This is a genomic window from Granulicella arctica (genome assembly GCF_025685605.1).
Lineage (GTDB): Bacteria > Acidobacteriota > Terriglobia > Terriglobales > Acidobacteriaceae > Edaphobacter > Edaphobacter arcticus.
In genome coordinates this window covers 4012522-4030916 of sequence record NZ_JAGTUT010000001.1, presented here as the reverse complement: position 1 = coordinate 4030916, position 18395 = coordinate 4012522, and the positions used below count along the sequence as shown (strand labels likewise).

Here is an 18395-nt window from a genome sequence, read left to right as displayed (position 1 = left end):
TTGGTTTACCAGCAAAACTATCTTGCTAATAACTTCGGTTCAAACTAAAGTCTGCAAATGCGGCAACTTTATAGCCGCTCTATGCTGTCCAACTTAGTAGATAGCGAACGACCTTCTGATTCATGCATTGCTTCACTCCCGACGTTTTGTCAGAAACATCTACTTCTGAAGTTTTGGGCCCGGAGGTATTATGCAGAATTGCATTCCCGAAGCACTTCGCTTGCAAACTCTATTTCGTGACGGCCACCTTAGGAATCAGCTAACGTCCGGTCTGAGTGAGGCAGTTGATCCTGCTCACAATCAAAGTACGGACCAACTCGCCCTCGCAGAGAAGCTGCTTAAGATTGAACGGATCCATCGCACCGAGACGGGTCTGACCAATGAAAGTATCCATATCAAACGTGGCGCTCGAAGAGGCCCGGCAACCCAAACACCTGCGGCCCCAGCCAGACGAGAAGCGTAACCAAGCAAGAATGTGGCGCGTACCAACGGTCCGGTCAGCAGATACCCTGGACGTATCTGCTGACCCTCTCCGCTTAGCCCTGACGAGCCAGAAAGCGTAACAGGTCCGCATTGAGCCGATCGGGTACGGTCGCGGTCAGCCCGTGAGGCTCTCCGTCATACTCCAGCAGGGTTGCACCTTTGATCATCGCGGCTGCTCGCCTTCCGGCTACATCAATCGGGACCGTCGAGTCGCCGGTGCCGTGGATCACCAGTGTAGGGATGGTGATTGTTGCGAGATCGTTGCGGAAGTCCGTTCCGCTCCACGCTTTGACGAGATCGATCGTCGCCTTGGGTGAGGCCGTCAGGGCCATCGACTTCGTGAACTCGATGAGCGGTTCTGAGACCGTATGGTGGATCAGCGTACGGCCGTAGAACTTTGGAATGAACTGATCGAGAAACACCGCGCGATCCTTCTTCAGATTTTCGATGATGTCCTCGAAGACGCTGGCGTCGACGCCCTCCGGATTGCTGTCCGTCTTCAGGAGGTAGGGGGTTACAGCTGAGATCAGTACTGCTTTAGACACGCGCGCGGAACCGTACGTTCCGAGATAGCGCGCGACCTCACCTCCGCCCATCGAGAAGCCGACCAGCGCGGCATCGTGCAGATCGAGGGTCTCCATGAGGGTGCTGAGATCAGCCGCCAGGGTGTTGTAGTCGTATCCGCTGAATGGCCATCCGCTTCGCCCAAACCCGCGCCGGTCATACGCAATGACACGATGGCCGTTCTCGGCCAGTACACGCGCCTGGTACTCCCAACTTGCCGAGGTCAGCGGCCAGCCGTGAATCAAAACGACCGGCGTACCCGTTCCCCAGTCATAGTAGTAGAGCTCTGTTCCGTCCTTCGCCTGTATATAGGGCATGCACAACCTCTCTTTCACGACGTTCTGATGCAGGTCTTTGTCCCTCGATTGCTCCTCTGCAGGCATTCGGCAGCACACTACTTTTGCCTCGTGAACGAACGTTTAAGGCCAGCAAACGTTGGAGCTTCCCGTCGACATAACCGGCTTCCCTTACACTTGAGTTGATGCCTCAAACGATCACCGCCGCGCGTCTGCACACCCAGGCACAAACCTGGATCAATCCTGTCATCACTCTCGACGATGATGGCCGCATTCAGTCGGTCGAATCGGCAGCCGCGAGCACCGACGACACGATCCTCACCCCGACCTTCTTCGACATTCACATCCACGGTGCGGTCAACCACGATGTGATGGAAGGGACACCGGAAGCGTTCGCTCGCATTGGCAGCTTTCTGGCCGCTCGAGGCGTCGGTCACTATCTCGCAACCACTGTGACCGCTGGTATCGACGCCACACTACGTGCCCTCGAAGGCATCGCCACCCAAGTTGAATTACCCAGCCACGAAGGTGCAACGCCCCTTGGCATCCACCTCGAAGGCCCTTTCGTCTCGCATGCAAAGCGCGGCGTCCATCCGCCCGAGCACATCGTTCCGCCCACTATCGAACTGTTCGACCGTTTTCAGCAGGCCGCCCGCGGAACGATACGCCTTATTACTCTTGCGCCGGAGATTCCCGGGGCTCTCGACCTTATCCGCCACGCTACTGCAAAGGGCGTGAAGGTGAGCCTCGGCCACTCGAACGCAACTGCCGCCGAGACGCATGCGGCCATCGCAGCAGGAGCTACTTCGGCGACCCATACCTTCAACGCCATGCGCCCGCTCGATCATCGCGAGCCCGGCATTCTTGGCGTTGTCCTTGACGATCCCACACTCTTTGCCGAGCTGATCTGCGATGGCATCCACGTCGCGCCCGAGCTTGTCCGCCTCTTTTACAAGGCCAAGGGTGCGAGCCGCGCGATCCTCGTCACGGATGGTATGTCTGCCACCGGCATGCCGGACGGCACCTACATGCTGGGCGGCTTCGAGGTCGAGGTCGCGGATGGTCGCTGCATGGCGAATGGTGTCCTCGCCGGGTCGGTCCTGACCATGGACCGTGCTGTCGCAAACTTCGCGAGCTTCACCGGTGCAGCTTTTGCGGAGGTGACTGACCTGGCTTCGACGAATCCGGCTCGTATGCTGGGCCTCGAAGCCCAGATGGCCATTGCTCCCGGTCAGCCTGCGAACTTCAACCGCTATAACCCGGACGGAACGCTGCACGCGACGATACTCAACGGCCGGCGGGTCGTCTAACCTGACCGTGCGCCCACCTTCGATCGGCATTGACTTCGGTACGACCAACAGCTCGGTCGCCATCGCGACTGGATCGAGTACGGTCGACCTTGTCTCCTTTCCGACGCTCACCGGCACGACGCACTCTTTTCGCTCCGTTCTGTATCTTGAGCAGCTTCGACAGGCAGGGCGCACCGGCGTGAAAAGCTTTACGGGACCAGCCGCCATCGAGCACTACATCGAGGCCGAGGCAAAGGGGCGCCTGATCCAGTCGCTGAAGTCGTATTTGCCCAGCCGTTCGCTCACCGGGACCGAGGTCTTCGGCAAGCGCTATGCCATTGAAGATCTCGTCTCGCGCATCCTCACGGACCTGCGCCTCCGCGCCGAGGAGCATCTTGGCCAGCCGATCCGCAGTGCGACTGTTGGCAGGCCCGTTCGTTTTGTAGGGGCCGAGACCGCGGAAGATGATACTTTCGCTACCGATCGTCTTCGCGCTGCCTTCACCCAGGCCGGTTTTGAAGAGGTCACCTTTGAGCTTGAACCGCTCGCGGCCGCTTATGCCTATGAATCCACGCTGGCCAAGGACGAACTCATCCTCATTGGCGACTTCGGCGGCGGCACAAGTGACTTCTCCCTGCTGGAGGTGGGGCCATCGAGCCTTGGACGCAAGCGCACCATCCTTGGCAACTCCGGCCTCGGTCTCGCTGGTGATGCGTTCGACGCGCGCATTGTCCGGAAGCTGGTCTCCCCCGCCCTCGGCTCAAACAGCTTCGAGCGCACTTTTGCGCAGGCGGCTGACCGGCCCGCCAACATCATTCCTGCCGCGCCCGCGTGGATCTACGCGAACCTTGAGCGGTGGCACTATCTCTCGTTCCTGAAGACGCGCAATGTCACCGAGATTCTCAAGTCGGCGCGCCTTCGTGCGCAGGAGCCGGAGAAGATTGCCGCGCTGATCACGCTGATCGATGAGGACCTCGGCTACCAACTCCACCAGGCTGTGCAGCGCCTCAAGGTTGAGCTCTCTCATAACGAAACGGCTACCTTCCGCTTTCGCGATGGAAGCATGGACATCGTCGCTGAGGTTGAGCGAACCGACTTTGAGAGCTGGATCGAAGACGAACTTGCCTCAATCGAGGACTGCGTCGATACCCTCCTCGCCTCGAGTCACGTGGATCCGAGCAAGGTCGATCGTGTCTTCCTCACCGGCGGCACCAGCTTCGTCCCTGCAGTTCGCCGCATCTTTGAGAGCCGCTTTAGCCCGGCACGGGTCCTGACTGGCAATGAGTTCACCTCCGTTGCCCAGGGCCTGGCCCTCCGAGCCGCTGAGGTTTCGTAGCTCACCGGGCATTCCGCGCCGATCTCCAGGTTGACATGGAGAAGGAATGGCTTAGGGTAGGTCGATCCCAACAGCACCGAGGTCTTCATATGCAGCCTGATACGAGAGCCTCCCGGGAGAAGAACCCGCTATCATGACTCAACCACACGCCGGAGAGAACGATTGACGATCCCGCCCCGCCTCCATACCTTCGACCTCGGTCTCATTGTCGTGTACCTGATCGGCATCACGCTCTTCGGGCTTCGCTTCCGTAAGTCCGGCAAGGATAAGTCTCTTCGCAACTATTTCCTCGCCGACAACGCGATACCCTGGTGGGCGATCGCACTCTCGATCGTCTCCGCCGAGACGAGCACCCTTACGATCATCTCGATTCCAGGTGTAGCGTTTGCCGGGAACTTCGGCTTCCTGCAAGTCGTGTTGGGATACATGATCGGCCGCATCGTGGTGGCCGCGCTCTTTCTGCCGCGCTACTTCGAGGGCCGCATGCTTACGGCTTATCAACTGATCTACCAACGATTTGGCCACACGCTTCATAAGGTCACTGCTGGACTATTTCTCCTGACGCGGGCGGCGGCAGAGGGCGTTCGGGTCTTCGCTGTCTCGATCGTTGTGGGCATCGCCATCGGCACACGCGACGTACTTTCGATCGCCATCATTTCGGCTTTAACCCTCCTCTATACCTTCGAGGGAGGCATGGCCGCCGTCATCTGGACCGATGTCGTCCAGATGGCTATCTATGTGGGCGGAACACTCGTCGCGATTATCAGCCTTGGCACCCATGTCCCCGGGGGTTGGCAGCACATCCACGAGGTCGCCGGGGCCGCGGGCAAGTTCCATCTCTTCAACTTCGCCCTCAACCTCACCCAGTCCTATACCTTCTGGGCCGGGGCTCTCGGCGGAACCTTCCTCACGATGGCCAGTCACGGCACCGATCAGCTAATGGTCCAGCGGATGCTTGCCGCCAAGAACCTCCGCGAGTCCCGCCTGGCGCTACTCTCCTCAGGCGTGGTGATCTTCTTCCAGTTCACCCTGTTCCTACTGATTGGGGCTGGCCTGTATGTCTTCTACGGCCTTCATCCGCAGACCTTCGCCTCAGCCGACCGCATTTTTCCGACCTTCATCGTCGCCGAGATGCCTATCGGGACCGCCGGACTGCTGATCGCCGCAATCCTGGCTGCCGCCATGTCTAACCTGTCCGCTGCGCTCAACTCGCTTTCATCGGCGACGGTTGTCGATTTCTATCTCCCCTGGAAGCGGCGTGGGAAGCGGGGGCTGGAGTTGCAGCCTTCTCCGGAGTCCGCGACGGACGAGCGCCAACGGACGCTCATCTCCAAGGCCTCGACCGTTGTCTGGGCGTTCATTCTCTTCGCCATCGCGGTCTATAGCGTCCACGCGGGGGGCAAGGGCCATGTTGTTGAGATCGCCCTTTCCATTGCCTCGGTAGCCTACGGAGCGCTGCTTGGTGTCTTCCTGCTTGGTACCCTCACGAAATTTGTGACTGAGAAAGGAGCAATCTGCGGCATGATCGTAGGATTCGCTTTCAACCTGTATCTCTGGCAGGGCAGCTTTCCCATGACGCTCGGCCCGATCACCATTCCGCACATTGCCTTCACCTGGTATGTCTTCCTTGGAGCCCTTATTACCTTCGCCGTCGGCTCGCTTGCCAGCCTTATCTTCCGCGCTCCCCGCAGGCCTGTAGCGGCAGTCGTTGTGCTTGCCCTTCTTTCTGTGATTCCAGCTGGGAACGTGCGTCTTGAAGCTCAATCCCCCGCTCCGGACTTCACCCCCATCACTACTCTCCTGAACGAAGCTATAGCCGCCAAAAAATTACCTGGAGCTGTGGTCGAGATTGGCCATAACAACAGCGTCGTCTTCAAGCAGGCCTACGGTAATCGCAAGGTCGCCGGAGAGCCCGGGGTACACGGCGAACTTACCGCCGAACCCATGACGGAAGACACGCTCTTCGACATGGCCTCGCTTTCAAAATGCCTATCAACCGCCACGGCGATCATGCAACTGTACGAGGCACATAAGCTCAGCTTTGACGATCCCGTAGCGAAGTATCTTCCGGCCTTTGCAGCCAATGGCAAACAGAGCGTGACGATTCGCGAGTTGCTGACCCACTACTCCGGACTGCCGCCTGATGTGGACCTCAAGGACCCGTGGGGACTGGCCGCACCGGACAAGGCAGAAGGCATCCGCCGCGCCCTTGCATCACCCCTTGACAGCCCACCCGGGACCCGCTTCGTCTACTCCGACATCAACTACATCACCCTCGGCGCGCTGGTCGAAAAGCTGTCGGGCCAGACCCTCGACGCGTACGCTACAGAGCACATCTTCCTGCCGCTTGGCATGCTCTCGACCAGCTACCATCCGTTCGACAAGACCTGCGGACCACGCATCGTCTTCGGCGCAGCGACCGAGATCTCGCCCACCATCAATGGCGACGCCATCCGCCTGAAGTGCTTCGCAGGCACATGGACGCCGATCCACATCATCCCCAACACCGCGCCTACGGCCCATGATGACGAGTTGAAGGCCGATCCTGCCGCCAACCCCGACTTCGATCACCTGCTGCGCGGCACCGTCCACGACCCGACGACACGTCGCATGGGCGGAGTCGCCGGGCAGGCTGGCGTCTTCTCGACCGCCTCCGACATCGGCCTTTACGCCCAGGCGCTGCTCGATAAGCTGACCCGCAACACCGGCCCCTTTCCAGTCAGCCAGGCCACGCTCAAGCTGATGACCACGCCCGAGCAACCCAGCACGGCTGAGTCAGGCGTCACCGTCTTCACCCCTGACGGCGTTCCCACCAAGGGCATCGCTACGCGTGGCTTCGGCTGGGACATCAACACCGCCTACTCCCGCCCACGCGGAGCCATCTTCCCCATCGGCAGCTTCGGTCACACTGGCTTCACCGGCACCTCGCTCTGGATGGATCCAGCCAGCGACACCTATGTTGTTCTCCTCGCGAACGCGAACCACCCTCGCGGCGCAGGCTCGATCAGCGCCCTGCGCGGCCAGGTAGCCACCGCTGCCGCCATTGCTCTCGGACTAAATAAGGCAACTGGGGTCTCAACCTTCGCGCCGTCTACACATGAACAAACCCTCACCGGCATCGACGTCCTCGAATCGAGCCACTTCACGGCCCTCACTGACCTCGCCGCACGTCACGGTGGCCACTTGAAACTGGGTCTGCTCACGAACCAGTCCGGCCTTGATGCGCACGGCCAGCGCACCATCGACGTCCTCCTCCATGCTCCCGCGCCCATCGAACTTACCACGCTCTTCTCTCCCGAGCATGGCATCTCCGGTCTCAAAGATTCGATGACCATCGGCCAGGAGACTGACGCTGCCAGCCATCTTCCCATCCGCACGCTCTATGGAGCGCACGAGGCGGATCGCCGTCCCAAACATGACGACCTGAAGGGTCTGGACGCCGTCGTCATCGACCTGCAGGACGCGGGTGTTCGCTACTACACCTATGAGACCGTGGCGGCGTACTTCGTTGAAGCTGCCGCGGCCGAGAAGGCGGCAGGTCATCCTTTGGAACTGATCGTCCTCGACCGTCCTACCCTTATCGGCGACGACAAGGTGCAGGGCCCCGTCTCCGACCCGCCCACACCGGGCATCTACCTCAACTACATGCAGGTTCCGGCTCTGCATGGCCTCACCCTTGGCGAACTCGCCCGCTACGTCAATGGCGAGAAGCACCTCAATGCCAACCTTACCGTCATCCCCATGCAGCATTGGAGCCGTGCTCAGTACTACGACCAGACAGGCCTGCCCTGGGTGAGCCCAAGCCCAAACCTCCGCAGCGAAGCCGCCGCCGTCATCTATCCCGGGGTGTCGTTCCTCGAGAGCACCAACCTCTCCGTGGGCCGTGGCATGGCGACACCGTTTGAGCAGATCGGTGCTCCGTACATCAACGCTGCCGAGCTGGTCACCTATTTGAAAGCTCGCAACTTCCCCGGCGTGAGCTTCACCGCTACAACCATCACCATCGCCGAGGACAGCAATCACTATCCGTACCACGGCCAGACCATTCCAGCCGTTCACCTCACGACGACGGACCGTGCCCTCCTGCAGGTCTCTACGTTGGGCCTCGAACTTCTCTCTGCGGTCAATCATCTCTATCCAGAGAAGTTCAACCTTGCCAGGGCTAACACCATTATTGGCAGTGCCTCTACCATGCAGGGTCTACAGGCCGGGCAGGACCCACGGAGCATCGCCGCCGCCTGGGCCGACAGTCTCGCAGCCTTTCGCCAGCGCCGCCAGCCCTATCTCCTGTACCATTAAGGGAACCCTTGTAACTTCCCGTTCATGTTCCCCGGTCCAACTGCGTCACAATAGAGCAAGAGGAGACGCCGTGCCCCGCATCAACTTTCAGCAACAGCTCGTCGCTCTCAAAGACAAACTCCTCGCCATGGCCGCTCTCTCGCAGCAGGCCCTGGAGTTCGCACTCGAAGCCTATCTCAATGGGGACCTCGGTCTCTGCAGCCACGTCCGCGAAATAGAAGCGGCCATCAACTCCGCCGAGCGCTCTGTCGACGAGATGGCCTACGATCTTCTTGCCAAAGAGCAGCCCATGGCGATCGACCTGCGCTTCATCCTCTCCGTGATCAAGATCAACGGCGACCTCGAACGCATTGGCGACCAGGCGACGAACATCGCGCAGCGCGCCGAGATGCTCCACGATCGACCGCAGATCTCGCTTCCGATCGACATCGCCAACATGGGTGAAAAAGTCGGCGTGATGATCCGCAGCGCCATCCAGGCTCTGCTAGAGGCCGATGCGAAGCTGGCTGAGTCCGTCCTCACGCTTGACGATGAGGTCGACGCGATCAACCGAACCGTTCAGGCCGAACTGGTCGAGGTGATGCAGCAGCATCCGCATGTCAGCGAGCAGAGCCTCAACGCCATCATCATCTCGCGCAATTTAGAACGCGCAGCCGATCATGCTACCAACATCGCCGAAGATGTCATCTTCTGGATTCGCGGCTCGGACGTACGGCACAAGATGTCTCTCGCCGAGGCTGATTAGATCGTCATCAGTGCTGGGCAGCGGGGGTGGCTGCCTCACCACTCCTTGATCCAAGGTGCACAGGGCTGAGCACAAGGAATACCGCAAGCGACACGATGATAAACCCGAGCATGAAGTAAAAGAGGAGAGGTGTTGGCTCCTCTGGACTCCTCTTCCCGGCGTTGTCCTCGGATTTTGAAGTGTTCGTTTTCATGGAATTTTGATGTACGGCAGCGTCATTTTGCTTCAATCCGTATGACCCCGTCTCTGTTTGTCTGCGCCCCGATCCTGATTCCGCGACGTCGAATATTCAACGAAGCTGCCTTGACTTTAGTAACCTCGACTTCTAGGGTTACTCCAGTTCAAGAATCCGATCACAAGGCGGTGGCGTGAATAGTGACCTGCTGATTAATGGCCGCGGTAAAGCTGTCAACGAGTACCTCACCAAAAAGTTCACCCTTTGGAAGGGTTGGACCTTCAGCAAGGGAACCCGGGATTCCAAGGTCGCTCAGTATTATGTCGTCGCCGCAGACGCGAATAAGCAGGAGATTCGATCGCTCTACGCCACGATCTATCGCACTCCCTGGCCGCAGACGCTGGTCGAGGCGCAGACCACGAAGATGAACGCGAAAGCAGGCACCCGCAAGATCGCGCGTCAGGATGCCGTGGAGATGATGGAGGACCGCAAGTCCGACCTTCAGGACGTCCTCTACAAGCTCAACCAATGGGATCAGGAGGGTAAGGCCCAGGAAGGTCCGGCGTTTTTCGAACTCCTCAAGAGCACGGTTGAAGCGGTGCTTCCAGGCGCTCTCAACCGGACGGAGTACATCACGGAGCATGAGATTCGCCGCACCGCCGAGCTCACCCACTCCAGTTCCCTCTCGAACAGCAGCCTCAACGCCCAGTTCGACTTCCTCGCCGGCATGAAGGGTAAGGCCTCTATTGCCTTCGAGTTCGATCGCACCTACTTACAGGGCATCTCGAAGTTGGAAAGCGAACTCAAGGCGGGCGGGTGGGGTAATGGCTCGGTCAAAGCCTCTCTCACGAAGGCTGGCGTGCAGGCGAACGCTGCTGTCGCTCTCGCCTGCGGTATGAACTTCGAGGTGACTGCAGATTCCACGTGGACCATCGGGCCGCTCGGCGCAAAGCTCGAAGGTAACGGCACTTTCTTCGCCGGGGCCAGCGCCAATGCCTCTGCCTCACTCAATATCTCCGCCACAACACTCGCCGCCTCGGTCGCCGCTGGAGCGTTCGCGGGCATCCAGGCCTCCGCCACCGGTAAGTGCTCCATGCTCTACGAGGGGGAGGAGCTCTGCTCCGCCTCCGGCACCGCGAACGTCTCCATCGGTGCAGGGGCGACGTTCAACGCAGGGATCAGCGCGAGCCTCTTCGGACCTACCTCGATTACGCTCGCCTCGAACCTCGCCCTTGGTCTTGGCACCGGCGCGAGCACTGAAACCTCGGTCAACTTCACCCTCATGGCGCTTGCTGCCAGTGCCCAGTTTCAACGCGTCGTCAACCTGCGAACGATCTCCCAGGGCTGGAGCATGGACCTCCAGACACAGGAGCACAAGAATCGCCACTACCTCCGCAAGTCGATCACCCGCGTCCAGGCGGCGATTGATGAGCAGGAGGACAAGATTGCCTCCGTCAATAAAGTGCCCGAGGAAAGGCAGTCCCTGCTGATGGCAGCCGACGACTAGGCCACCATTCCTTGACGGGTCTCACCCAGCCGCGTAGCCTGAAGTAGATGATTGTTGCTGGTCTCGAACGCGCTCTACCCTGTCGTCTCTGTTGCCGTACAACGGCGCTGCAGTGGTATGGCGACTCTGCCCGGACGCAATAAGCCCCGGCCACAGGAATCCCACTCCACCAGCAGCCCACTCTCGAGTGGGCTTTTCTGTCTCCTCAAGTCCCGTACCTCAAGGAACCAGCTCCATGTCTGAAGCAGCCGCCAGCCCGGAAGTGCCCGCCAAAGTAGTCAAGGAAACCAAGGCCCAGCGTTCCGAACGCCTCAAACTCGCCAAGAATCCGTGGGATGCCTGGGACGAGGTCCGCCAGTTCGCCCGCGAGGGCCGCGACTCCGTATTGCCCGAGTGGACGGGCCTCTACTTTAAGTGGTGGGGTGTCTACACACAGGGCGACGGCATTGGAGCCACTGGCGGCGTAGGCGGCGAGGGTAAGGCCACCGAATATTTCATGATGCGCATCGGACTGCCGAATGGCATCCTTACCTCGCACCAGCTTCGCGTCATCGGCGGCATCACCCGCAAGCACGCCCGTAACCTCTCGGACATCACCACCCGTCAAAACATTCAGCTCCATTGGCTGACGATCGAGTCGCTTGTTGACGTCATCGACCAGCTCACCGAGATCGGCCTCTCCCCCAAAGGCGCCTGCGGCGATGTCGTCCGCAACGTCACCGGCTGCCCCCTCGCTGGTATCGACGGACACGAACTCGTCGACGCAAGTCCCCTCGCCGTCGAGATTGCGCACCATCTCACCGCGAACCCGGCCTTCTACAACCTTCCCCGCAAGTTCAAGGTCTCCGTGACCGGGTGCCCTCTCTGGTGCTCCTATCCGGAGATTAACGACGTTGGTCTCACGGCGATCAAGCGTGGCGACGAAGTCGGCTACACCCTCCGCGTCGGCGGCGGCCTCTCGACCGAGCCTCACATGGCCGTCCGGATCCCTGCGTTTATCCGGCAGGACCAGGCTCTCGCCGTCACCACGGCGACGGCTGAGATCTTCCGGGAGCAGCAGGAGTTGCGCGAGAACCGCACGCGCGCCCGGCTGAAATATCTCTTCATGCGTCATGGCTGGACCGCTGAATCCTTCCTCGCCGCACTTGAAGAGAAGCTCGGCTACAGGCTGGACCCCAGCCCGGCCGATCAGGACATCATCCCGGACGATATCTACCGTGACCACATCGGCGTGACCCGGCAGCGGCAGGATGGACTCTCCTCCGTTGGAGCCTCCGTGCTCCGCGGCCGTCTTACCGGCGAGCAGCTTGAACAGCTTGCCGACCTTGCCGACGAGTACGGGTCTGGCGAACTCCGGACCACGATCATGCAGAACATCCTCATCGTCAACGTTCCTAATGACAAGACGATCGCTCTGATCGAAGCGCTCAAGCAGATCGACCTCCACGTGGAGGTCTCTCCCTTCTGGCGCGGAGCCATCGCGTGCACCGGCACCGAATTCTGTAAGCTCGCCATTGCGGAGACGAAGGCATTCAGCAAGTGGCTCGTCTCCGAGATGGAAGACCGTCTTCCGGGGTTCGATCAGCAGATCAAGCTCCACGTCACTGGCTGCACCAACTCCTGTGGCCAGCACTGGATCGCCGACATCGGCCTCGAGGGCAAGAAGCTCAAGCATAACGGCGTCATCACGGATGCTTTCTACTTCTGCGTGGGCGGAGCCGTCGGCAAGTACGCCGGCGCAGCACGCCCCCTCGGTTATCGTGCTGCTGCCGAGGACGTGCCCGCTGCGATTGAGCGGATGCTGCGCGGCTATCTCGCCCAGCGCGCTCCGGAAGAGGATCTTCGCGCCTACTTCGCCCGAACGGACGATGCTACGCTTCGCACCCAACTGGCGGGCGAGCCGATCACCCCGGTGGAGCGCGACATGGCTCCGGCGGGCGGTGGCCACGCAGTCGACGCCTAATGGGCCTAAGGGGCGAGAGCTTACTGCTTTTGCGCCCGATATTTCCATTCCGCCAAGTCGGCTAAGCCCTTTGCGTGCAACATTTAGGTCCTCGGGTCAAGCTGAAGTATTCAAAAGGCGTGGCTTATGACAAAAGTATTCAGAACAAGGGAGTTAGGTCGGTAATCTGCCGGCCAATTCAGCAGGCCGCACGATCAAGCTACGTCCGCTTTCGCGGTGCTCTTCGAACTCGTAAGATCAAAACATCATGGATCTATTCCCGATCTTCCTCAAATTGACCGCGCGTCCCTGCCTCGTCGTTGGCGCAGGAAACCTGGCCGAATCAAAGATCGAATCGCTTCGAGCGGCCAACGGAAAGGTCACCGTCATCGCCCCGCAAGCAAGCCAGCGCATCATCGATATGGCCGAGGCAGGCGAGATCGAGTGGCATCAGCGCGAGTTTGAGACGGGCGACGTTCATAATTACTTTCTGGTCGTCACCGCGACCAATGTTCCAGCCGTCAACCGCGCCGTTTACCTGGAAGCGCAGGCAAAGAACATCATCTGCAACGCGGTCGACGATCCACCGTTCTGCGACTTCTACTTCCCTTCCGTCGTCCGTCGGGGCGACCTGCAGATTGCCATCTCGACTGCCGGCGCAAGCCCTGCCTTCGCGCAGCGCCTGCGCAAGGAGATCAACGTCCAGCTTCCGCTCGACACCGGCGACTGGCTCAACGACCTCGGTAATCTTCGCCGCGAGGTTACCCAAGCCGAACCGCTCAATGACGAGCGAAAACTGATCCTCCATCAGCTGGCCGCTCGGGAAGTCTGCGGCTATGACGGCTGCCCATCGCGTGTGCTCGCTCGGGAGCATGCCAAAACGAATCCGCTCCCCACAGAGGAAAAAGCTTGAACTCAGGAGCACAACCCGGCCACGTTTACCTCGTCGGCGCGGGTCCCGGTAATCCCGATCTGCTCACCCTTCGCGCTGCTGACCTGCTCCGCACGGCCGATGTGATTCTTCCCGACGACCTCGTCTCGGAGGACGTTCTCGCCCTCGCGAGCCCCACCGCCGAGATCATCGCTGTCGGCAAACGCTGCGGACAGCCTCGCATCACGCAAGCCGGCATTCACGGTCTCATGCTTGAACATGCGCAGGCCGATCGCTCTGTTCTTCGCCTCAAATCCGGCGATCCGCTCGTCTTTGGCCGCGCTGGCGAAGAGCTCGCCGCGCTTCGCGAAGCCGGGATACCGGTGGAAATTGTTCCTGGAATCTCGGTTGCCTTCGCCGTTGCAGCCGACCTGCAAATTCCGCTTACCGACCGCGCCAGTGCCTCAAAGCTGATCCTAGCCACTGCGCATCACGCCGAAGGAAAGGTTGAACTTTCGCCAAGCTGGAGCGGCGCATTCCCGGACGACGCAACCCTCGTCATCTACATGCCCGGCCGCAACTTTGGAGCGCTCGCCTCCGACCTGATCGCCTCCGGTATTCCGCAAGAGACGCCTTGCGTCGCCGTCAGCAAAGCGAGCACGCCGCTTCAGCATGTCTGCGCAACGACGCTCGGTGATCTGCACGTGGCAGCAATTGGCCCTGCGCCCGTTGTGCTCCTCATTGGCCGGGCTATCAAGCTGCCCTGATCGTCAGCCCAGGCGAGCTTCGGCCTGCTTCGTGGCCTCATAGATCTGCTCAAACGACTCAACCGCGAAGAGCACCGGCTGCATGGCGCTCGTCTGAAACTCCTGGTTCAACACAGCGTCAAGTTCGAAGTCCCTGATCTCGCATCCACCAGCGAGCACGCGAGAACATTCGCCATGGGAGCTGATGAGACCGCTTCCATACACTTTGATTTCGTTATTCTGCCGGATGACGCCGAACTCTACCGTGAACCAGAACAGGCGCCCCATCCGCTCAAGGTCACGCGGATCGGTCAGGCCCTGACAAGCGGCGCCGTAGTGTTGCAGGAAGTCCGCAAATACGGGATGCGCATGCATGGGAACATGGCCGAAGACATCGTGGAAGATATCCGGCTCCGGCGTGTACTCCATCGACTCGCGCGAACGCAGCCAGGTCGTCGTTGGAAACATCCGGGCAGCCAACATCTCGAAGAAGGCGTCGGCCGGGAGAAACCCGCTTACCGGTGCGGACTGCCAGCCTGTTCGCGGAGCCAGACGAGCGCTGACAGCCGCTAGATCAGGCAGTTGATCCTCGCGCAGCCCGATCTGCTCGAAGCCGTCCAGATACTCCTGGCAAGCATGCTTCTGAAGTTGGGGCATGCGGCGCGTGACAAGCTCCGCCCACACGGAATGTTGTTCTGGCGTGTACTCCGTCCAATCCTGCTTGATCAGAAAGGGCTTTGCGGCGTTCAGCTTCACAGGCTTAATGAGCGGTAAGGCGCTAGTCGTCACTTTATTTTTATCCTTGTCACTGGCTAACGTTACGATATTTGCAGGCGACCTGGGAAATCGCGCTCGTCTGGACGACGTAGATGCTGATTTTGCGTCTACGGTCCAGACTGGCGCATCCATTAGACCTGCCCCGGGCCAGCTCTGTTCTTACTCGATTTTGGGATGAGAAACCATGGCGTATCGATCCTGAATACGCTACAACGTTACCGTAGGTGCTGAACCGCTCTGGGAACGCCAGAAAAAAAGGACGATGAACGATGAAGATCAAGCAAGTACTGGCTCTCACCTTCGCCGCAACGATGATGTTTGCACCAATTGCCAAGGCACAAACCTCAACATGGGCCATTGACCCTGCTCACTCCCAGGCCGATTTCCAGATTCGCCATCTCGGCGTCAGCACGGTACGCGGCTCCATCAGCGGAACAAAGGGCACAGTGATTCTCGACGAAAAGGACATCACGAAGTCCAAGATCGAGGCCACGCTCGCTACTGCTACCGTCAATACGAGCACTGAGGCCCGTGACAAACATCTCAAGTCGCCAGACTTTTTCGATGTAGAAAAGAATCCCACCATCACATTCAAATCTTCGTCGATCACGAAGAACGGGGACAAGCTTCAGATGATTGGAGATCTTACGCTTGGCGGCGTCACGAAGAGCGTCACGCTCGATGTGGATGGACCTGCGCCACCGCAGAAGGGTATGGGCGGCAAGATTGTCAGCGGTTTTTCGGCCAGCGGGATGATCAAGCGCAGCGATTTCAACTTCGGACAGAAGTACACCTCACCTACCTTAGGCGATGAAGTGAAGTTCACAATCGATGTTGAGATTGACAAGCAGTAGGATTTAGCGATGGATCAGGCCGGGTAGCAAGGCCTGATCCATCGATCTGAAAACTAGACCTTAGCTCTCGCTGAAGCAATCTGCTCTTCCGGAATGACGGGAACTGTCTCGGTATCCTGCATGTACTTCTTAAGTAGCTGATGATGCAGGCAGTAGAGCGCGAGCTCCAGCCGGTCGGAGACGCCGAGCTTATCGTAGACCTTGCGCAGGTAGTTCTTGATCACCTGTTCGGTCGTGCCGATCTGGTAAGCGATTTCTTTGTTTCTCATGCCTCGCGTGATGCAACTGATGATCGCTAGCTCCTTTTTGGAGAGCTTCGGCTGCACACGTGGGTTGGTGAGGGTGGATGCCTGAGAACGATAGGCATCAATTACCCAGCTAATGGACTGGTTGTCGATCCAGGTTTCGCCGGCAGCAATCTTCCGAACACATTTGATCAGCAAATCTGGAGTGATGGAGCGTGGAACGACTCCGCGGACACCACGGCGGTACAGCTCAACGGTGTTCGCTTCATCCGTCTCAACGACCTGCACGATCAACTTCGTGTCGGGGGACCGCCGCACGAGCTCGGGAATAGCATCCGCTGTTCCTGCGATCAGTTGTCCCTCAAGTACAACGACATCTGTAGGATAGCGCTGCATCGCGGCATAGAGATTGGTCAGCGTTTCGGCTTGCGCCACGACGCGGATGTCATCCTCTAGCGCGAAGACCTTTCGCATGCCTACGCGATAGATCGCCTGGGAGTCGGCCAGAATGACCCGAATCCCAACAGGATTGGTAGCCTCTTCGGCTCGCTCTCCGAACTGTTCGTTCTCAACTTCAACGCCCATATGTTACGCCCTTAGGAAATACTCGTCGATGACAACAGCAGCCTTTTTTTCTGCACCATCCTGCTCATGTCTAATGATGCGACCGATGCAGTGAATCGAGACGTCGTTATCCGACCCCATAATGGCGGCAGGCATCGTAATCGTAAATTCAATTTCAGAGTTTAGTTTAGGCAGGTGATCACACGTAAAGAGAAGACCGTTTGCCGAAACATTCTCAGTGGTTGCCCTGAAGACTCCGATTTCGGTCTGAATCGTGAGCGGCAGTCTCATAGGAAAACGCACCGCAGACCGAACTGGATTTTGCCTTAGCGGTCTTGCCGATCCGCTTCCGTTTACCTGATTCAACTCTGTCATACTTTCTCTCTCATATCAGGAGGAGCTGATTGATGACTTTAGTCTATCTGAGTCAACATAATCATAAGCCATATTTGTCTAAAAAGACACGATAGTCACGTTGCGAGGAAAAGTCCAGCGGAACCTCCGACCCATTGCTGATCTTTATTATGATCAACCCCCATCATCAGCCCTCGGCCCATTCGGACAAGATTGATGGTCGGCTGCAACTCGCCACCATCGGGCCAGAGGTACATGATGCGAATCTCCGCCTGGGTCATCCCAAAAGGCGTGTCGATCACGGGGTCAAACCGAATCCGCTCCTGAAGAAGATAAAGTGAGCGCTCCGACACGGGTATTGAGGCAAGATCCTCATCCGTCGGTGCAAACTGTATCCCACGCCCCGCGAATGAGTATAAGGGCTTCAGAATGATGTTGTTACGGTCTAAAGGCAGTGACGCAGGGCCTCGATCAAACCAGTCATTCAAAAAGATCGTCCTGGGAACGGAAGGGTGGTCAAGAAAAGGTAGAGAGAATTTGCTGATCCGAAAGTACCAATTCGGATGGCCGGCCCATTCGACGTCCAGATCATCTCGGTAATCGAAGTTGAGTTGTACGTGCTTTCGCACCAGTTCGTCGACGATGGCTCGATTGAAGATTCGATGGACAGGAATCCAGGGGCCGGAGTTACGATTCTTCTGGTAGAAGAGCCGCCTTCCCTCTTTTTTCAAGGTTGCGATGTCTACCGTCGCGATGCCGAGTTTGTCTTCGTAGACATGAAAATCAGGGAGTGTCTTCTGGCTTTCAGGTTCGATCTCGGCAAGAATGACATTCTCCGGCTGATGACGACCGAGGATAACGGTGCGAAGAAGGTTCCAGTAATGCACTTCGCTGATACTACTTTGGAGCCAATCCAAGTTTTTGCTGAGCCCATAAGTATCTATGTAGGCTTCGCATGCAACACTTTGGTACCCAAAAATTGAGGGGAACGCTTGCAGCTCGACGAGCTTCGGGGTAATTTCTCCACTAGCGTCGTGAGTCAGCCCAAAATCCGCTGTCATAAAGTGCGGGTGAGGTGACTCGTTCGGCACTCGATACTGATCCGGGACTGCTCCGGCTGACGCCGCCATGTACTCCGGATTACCTACGAGTTGATGCGTCAGCGAAGCACCGATCGCTCCAAGCTCGTCGATAAGTGCCTTCGGAAGAAAGCATGGTGTTTCACATATACGGAAGCCGATCGTCGATCTCGTCGAGTTGTCGAGTCGTCGGAGCAACGACTGGTACTTCTCGGGAGTAAACCGGGAGTTAAAGTCGGATCGAAAAGGCTCCAGCATGTGCCTGTAAG

Annotated in this window: 14 protein-coding genes; 9 read left to right on the top strand and 5 right to left on the bottom strand. The window is 58.7% G+C overall.

The window, feature by feature from the left end; translation table 11 throughout:
* Nucleotides 1-536 precede the first annotated feature (536 nt).
* A complete protein-coding gene (locus OHL20_RS17125; RefSeq protein ID WP_263384395.1) occupies nt 537-1364 on the bottom strand; it encodes an alpha/beta fold hydrolase in 828 nt (275 codons plus the stop codon).
* Between the two features lie 164 nt (nt 1365-1528).
* On the opposite strand from OHL20_RS17125, the gene nagA reads away from it, so the two are divergent.
* The 8 genes from nagA (at nt 1529) to cobA (ending at nt 14274) form a co-directional block, all read left to right on the top strand.
* Complete coding sequence (nagA, locus tag OHL20_RS17120; RefSeq protein WP_263384394.1) at nt 1529-2653, top strand: N-acetylglucosamine-6-phosphate deacetylase; 1125 nt, start codon at nt 1529-1531, stop codon at nt 2651-2653.
* 7 nt (nt 2654-2660) lie between these two features.
* On the top strand, nt 2661-3968 hold the full coding sequence (locus OHL20_RS17115) for an Hsp70 family protein (protein ID WP_263384393.1): 1308 nt from the start codon (nt 2661-2663) through the stop codon (nt 3966-3968).
* A 162-nt stretch (nt 3969-4130) separates the two neighbouring features.
* On the top strand, nt 4131-8267 hold the full coding sequence (locus tag OHL20_RS17110; protein WP_317890964.1) for a sodium:solute symporter family transporter: 4137 nt from the start codon (nt 4131-4133) through the stop codon (nt 8265-8267).
* A gap of 70 nt (nt 8268-8337) precedes the next feature.
* Nucleotides 8338-9012 carry a phosphate signaling complex protein PhoU gene (phoU, locus tag OHL20_RS17105; protein ID WP_263384392.1) on the top strand — a complete coding sequence of 225 codons (675 nt, stop codon included), beginning with the start codon at nt 8338-8340 and terminating at the stop codon, nt 9010-9012.
* 368 nt (nt 9013-9380) lie between these two features.
* Entirely contained in the window at nt 9381-10694 is a 1314-nt protein-coding gene (locus tag OHL20_RS17100) for a hypothetical protein (protein WP_263384391.1), read from the top strand.
* Between the two features lie 235 nt (nt 10695-10929).
* The gene (gene cobG / locus OHL20_RS17095) at nt 10930-12657 is read left to right on the top strand and encodes a precorrin-3B synthase (RefSeq protein WP_263384390.1); all 1728 of its coding nucleotides are present in this window, start codon (nt 10930-10932) and stop codon (nt 12655-12657) included.
* Nucleotides 12658-12904: 247 nt separating this feature from the next.
* On the top strand, nt 12905-13549 hold the full coding sequence (locus OHL20_RS17090; protein WP_263384389.1) for a precorrin-2 dehydrogenase/sirohydrochlorin ferrochelatase family protein: 645 nt from the start codon (nt 12905-12907) through the stop codon (nt 13547-13549).
* Complete coding sequence (cobA, locus tag OHL20_RS17085) at nt 13546-14274, top strand: uroporphyrinogen-III C-methyltransferase (RefSeq protein ID WP_263384388.1); 729 nt, start codon at nt 13546-13548, stop codon at nt 14272-14274. The genes OHL20_RS17090 and cobA overlap by 4 nt, the downstream gene beginning before the upstream one ends.
* Before the next feature lie 3 nt (nt 14275-14277).
* On the opposite strand, the gene OHL20_RS17080 is transcribed toward cobA, so the two are convergent.
* Nucleotides 14278-15042: a phenylalanine 4-monooxygenase gene (locus tag OHL20_RS17080; protein WP_263384387.1), complete on the bottom strand. Its 765-nt coding sequence runs from the start codon at nt 15040-15042 to the stop codon at nt 14278-14280.
* Nucleotides 15043-15299: 257 nt separating this feature from the next.
* On the opposite strand from OHL20_RS17080, the gene OHL20_RS17075 reads away from it, so the two are divergent.
* A complete protein-coding gene (locus OHL20_RS17075; RefSeq protein ID WP_263384386.1) occupies nt 15300-15884 on the top strand; it encodes a YceI family protein in 585 nt (194 codons plus the stop codon).
* 53 nt (nt 15885-15937) lie between these two features.
* On the opposite strand, the gene OHL20_RS17070 is transcribed toward OHL20_RS17075, so the two are convergent.
* From OHL20_RS17070 to OHL20_RS17060, 3 genes are all read right to left on the bottom strand, one after another.
* Nucleotides 15938-16714, bottom strand: coding sequence for a response regulator transcription factor (locus OHL20_RS17070; RefSeq protein WP_263384385.1), 777 nt, complete (start codon nt 16712-16714; stop codon nt 15938-15940).
* 3 nt (nt 16715-16717) lie between these two features.
* The gene (locus OHL20_RS17065; RefSeq protein WP_263384384.1) at nt 16718-17068 is read right to left on the bottom strand and encodes a PilZ domain-containing protein; all 351 of its coding nucleotides are present in this window, start codon (nt 17066-17068) and stop codon (nt 16718-16720) included.
* A 95-nt stretch (nt 17069-17163) separates the two neighbouring features.
* The gene (locus OHL20_RS17060) at nt 17164-18384 is read right to left on the bottom strand and encodes an ATP-grasp domain-containing protein (RefSeq protein ID WP_263384383.1); all 1221 of its coding nucleotides are present in this window, start codon (nt 18382-18384) and stop codon (nt 17164-17166) included.
* Nucleotides 18385-18395 lie beyond the last annotated feature (11 nt).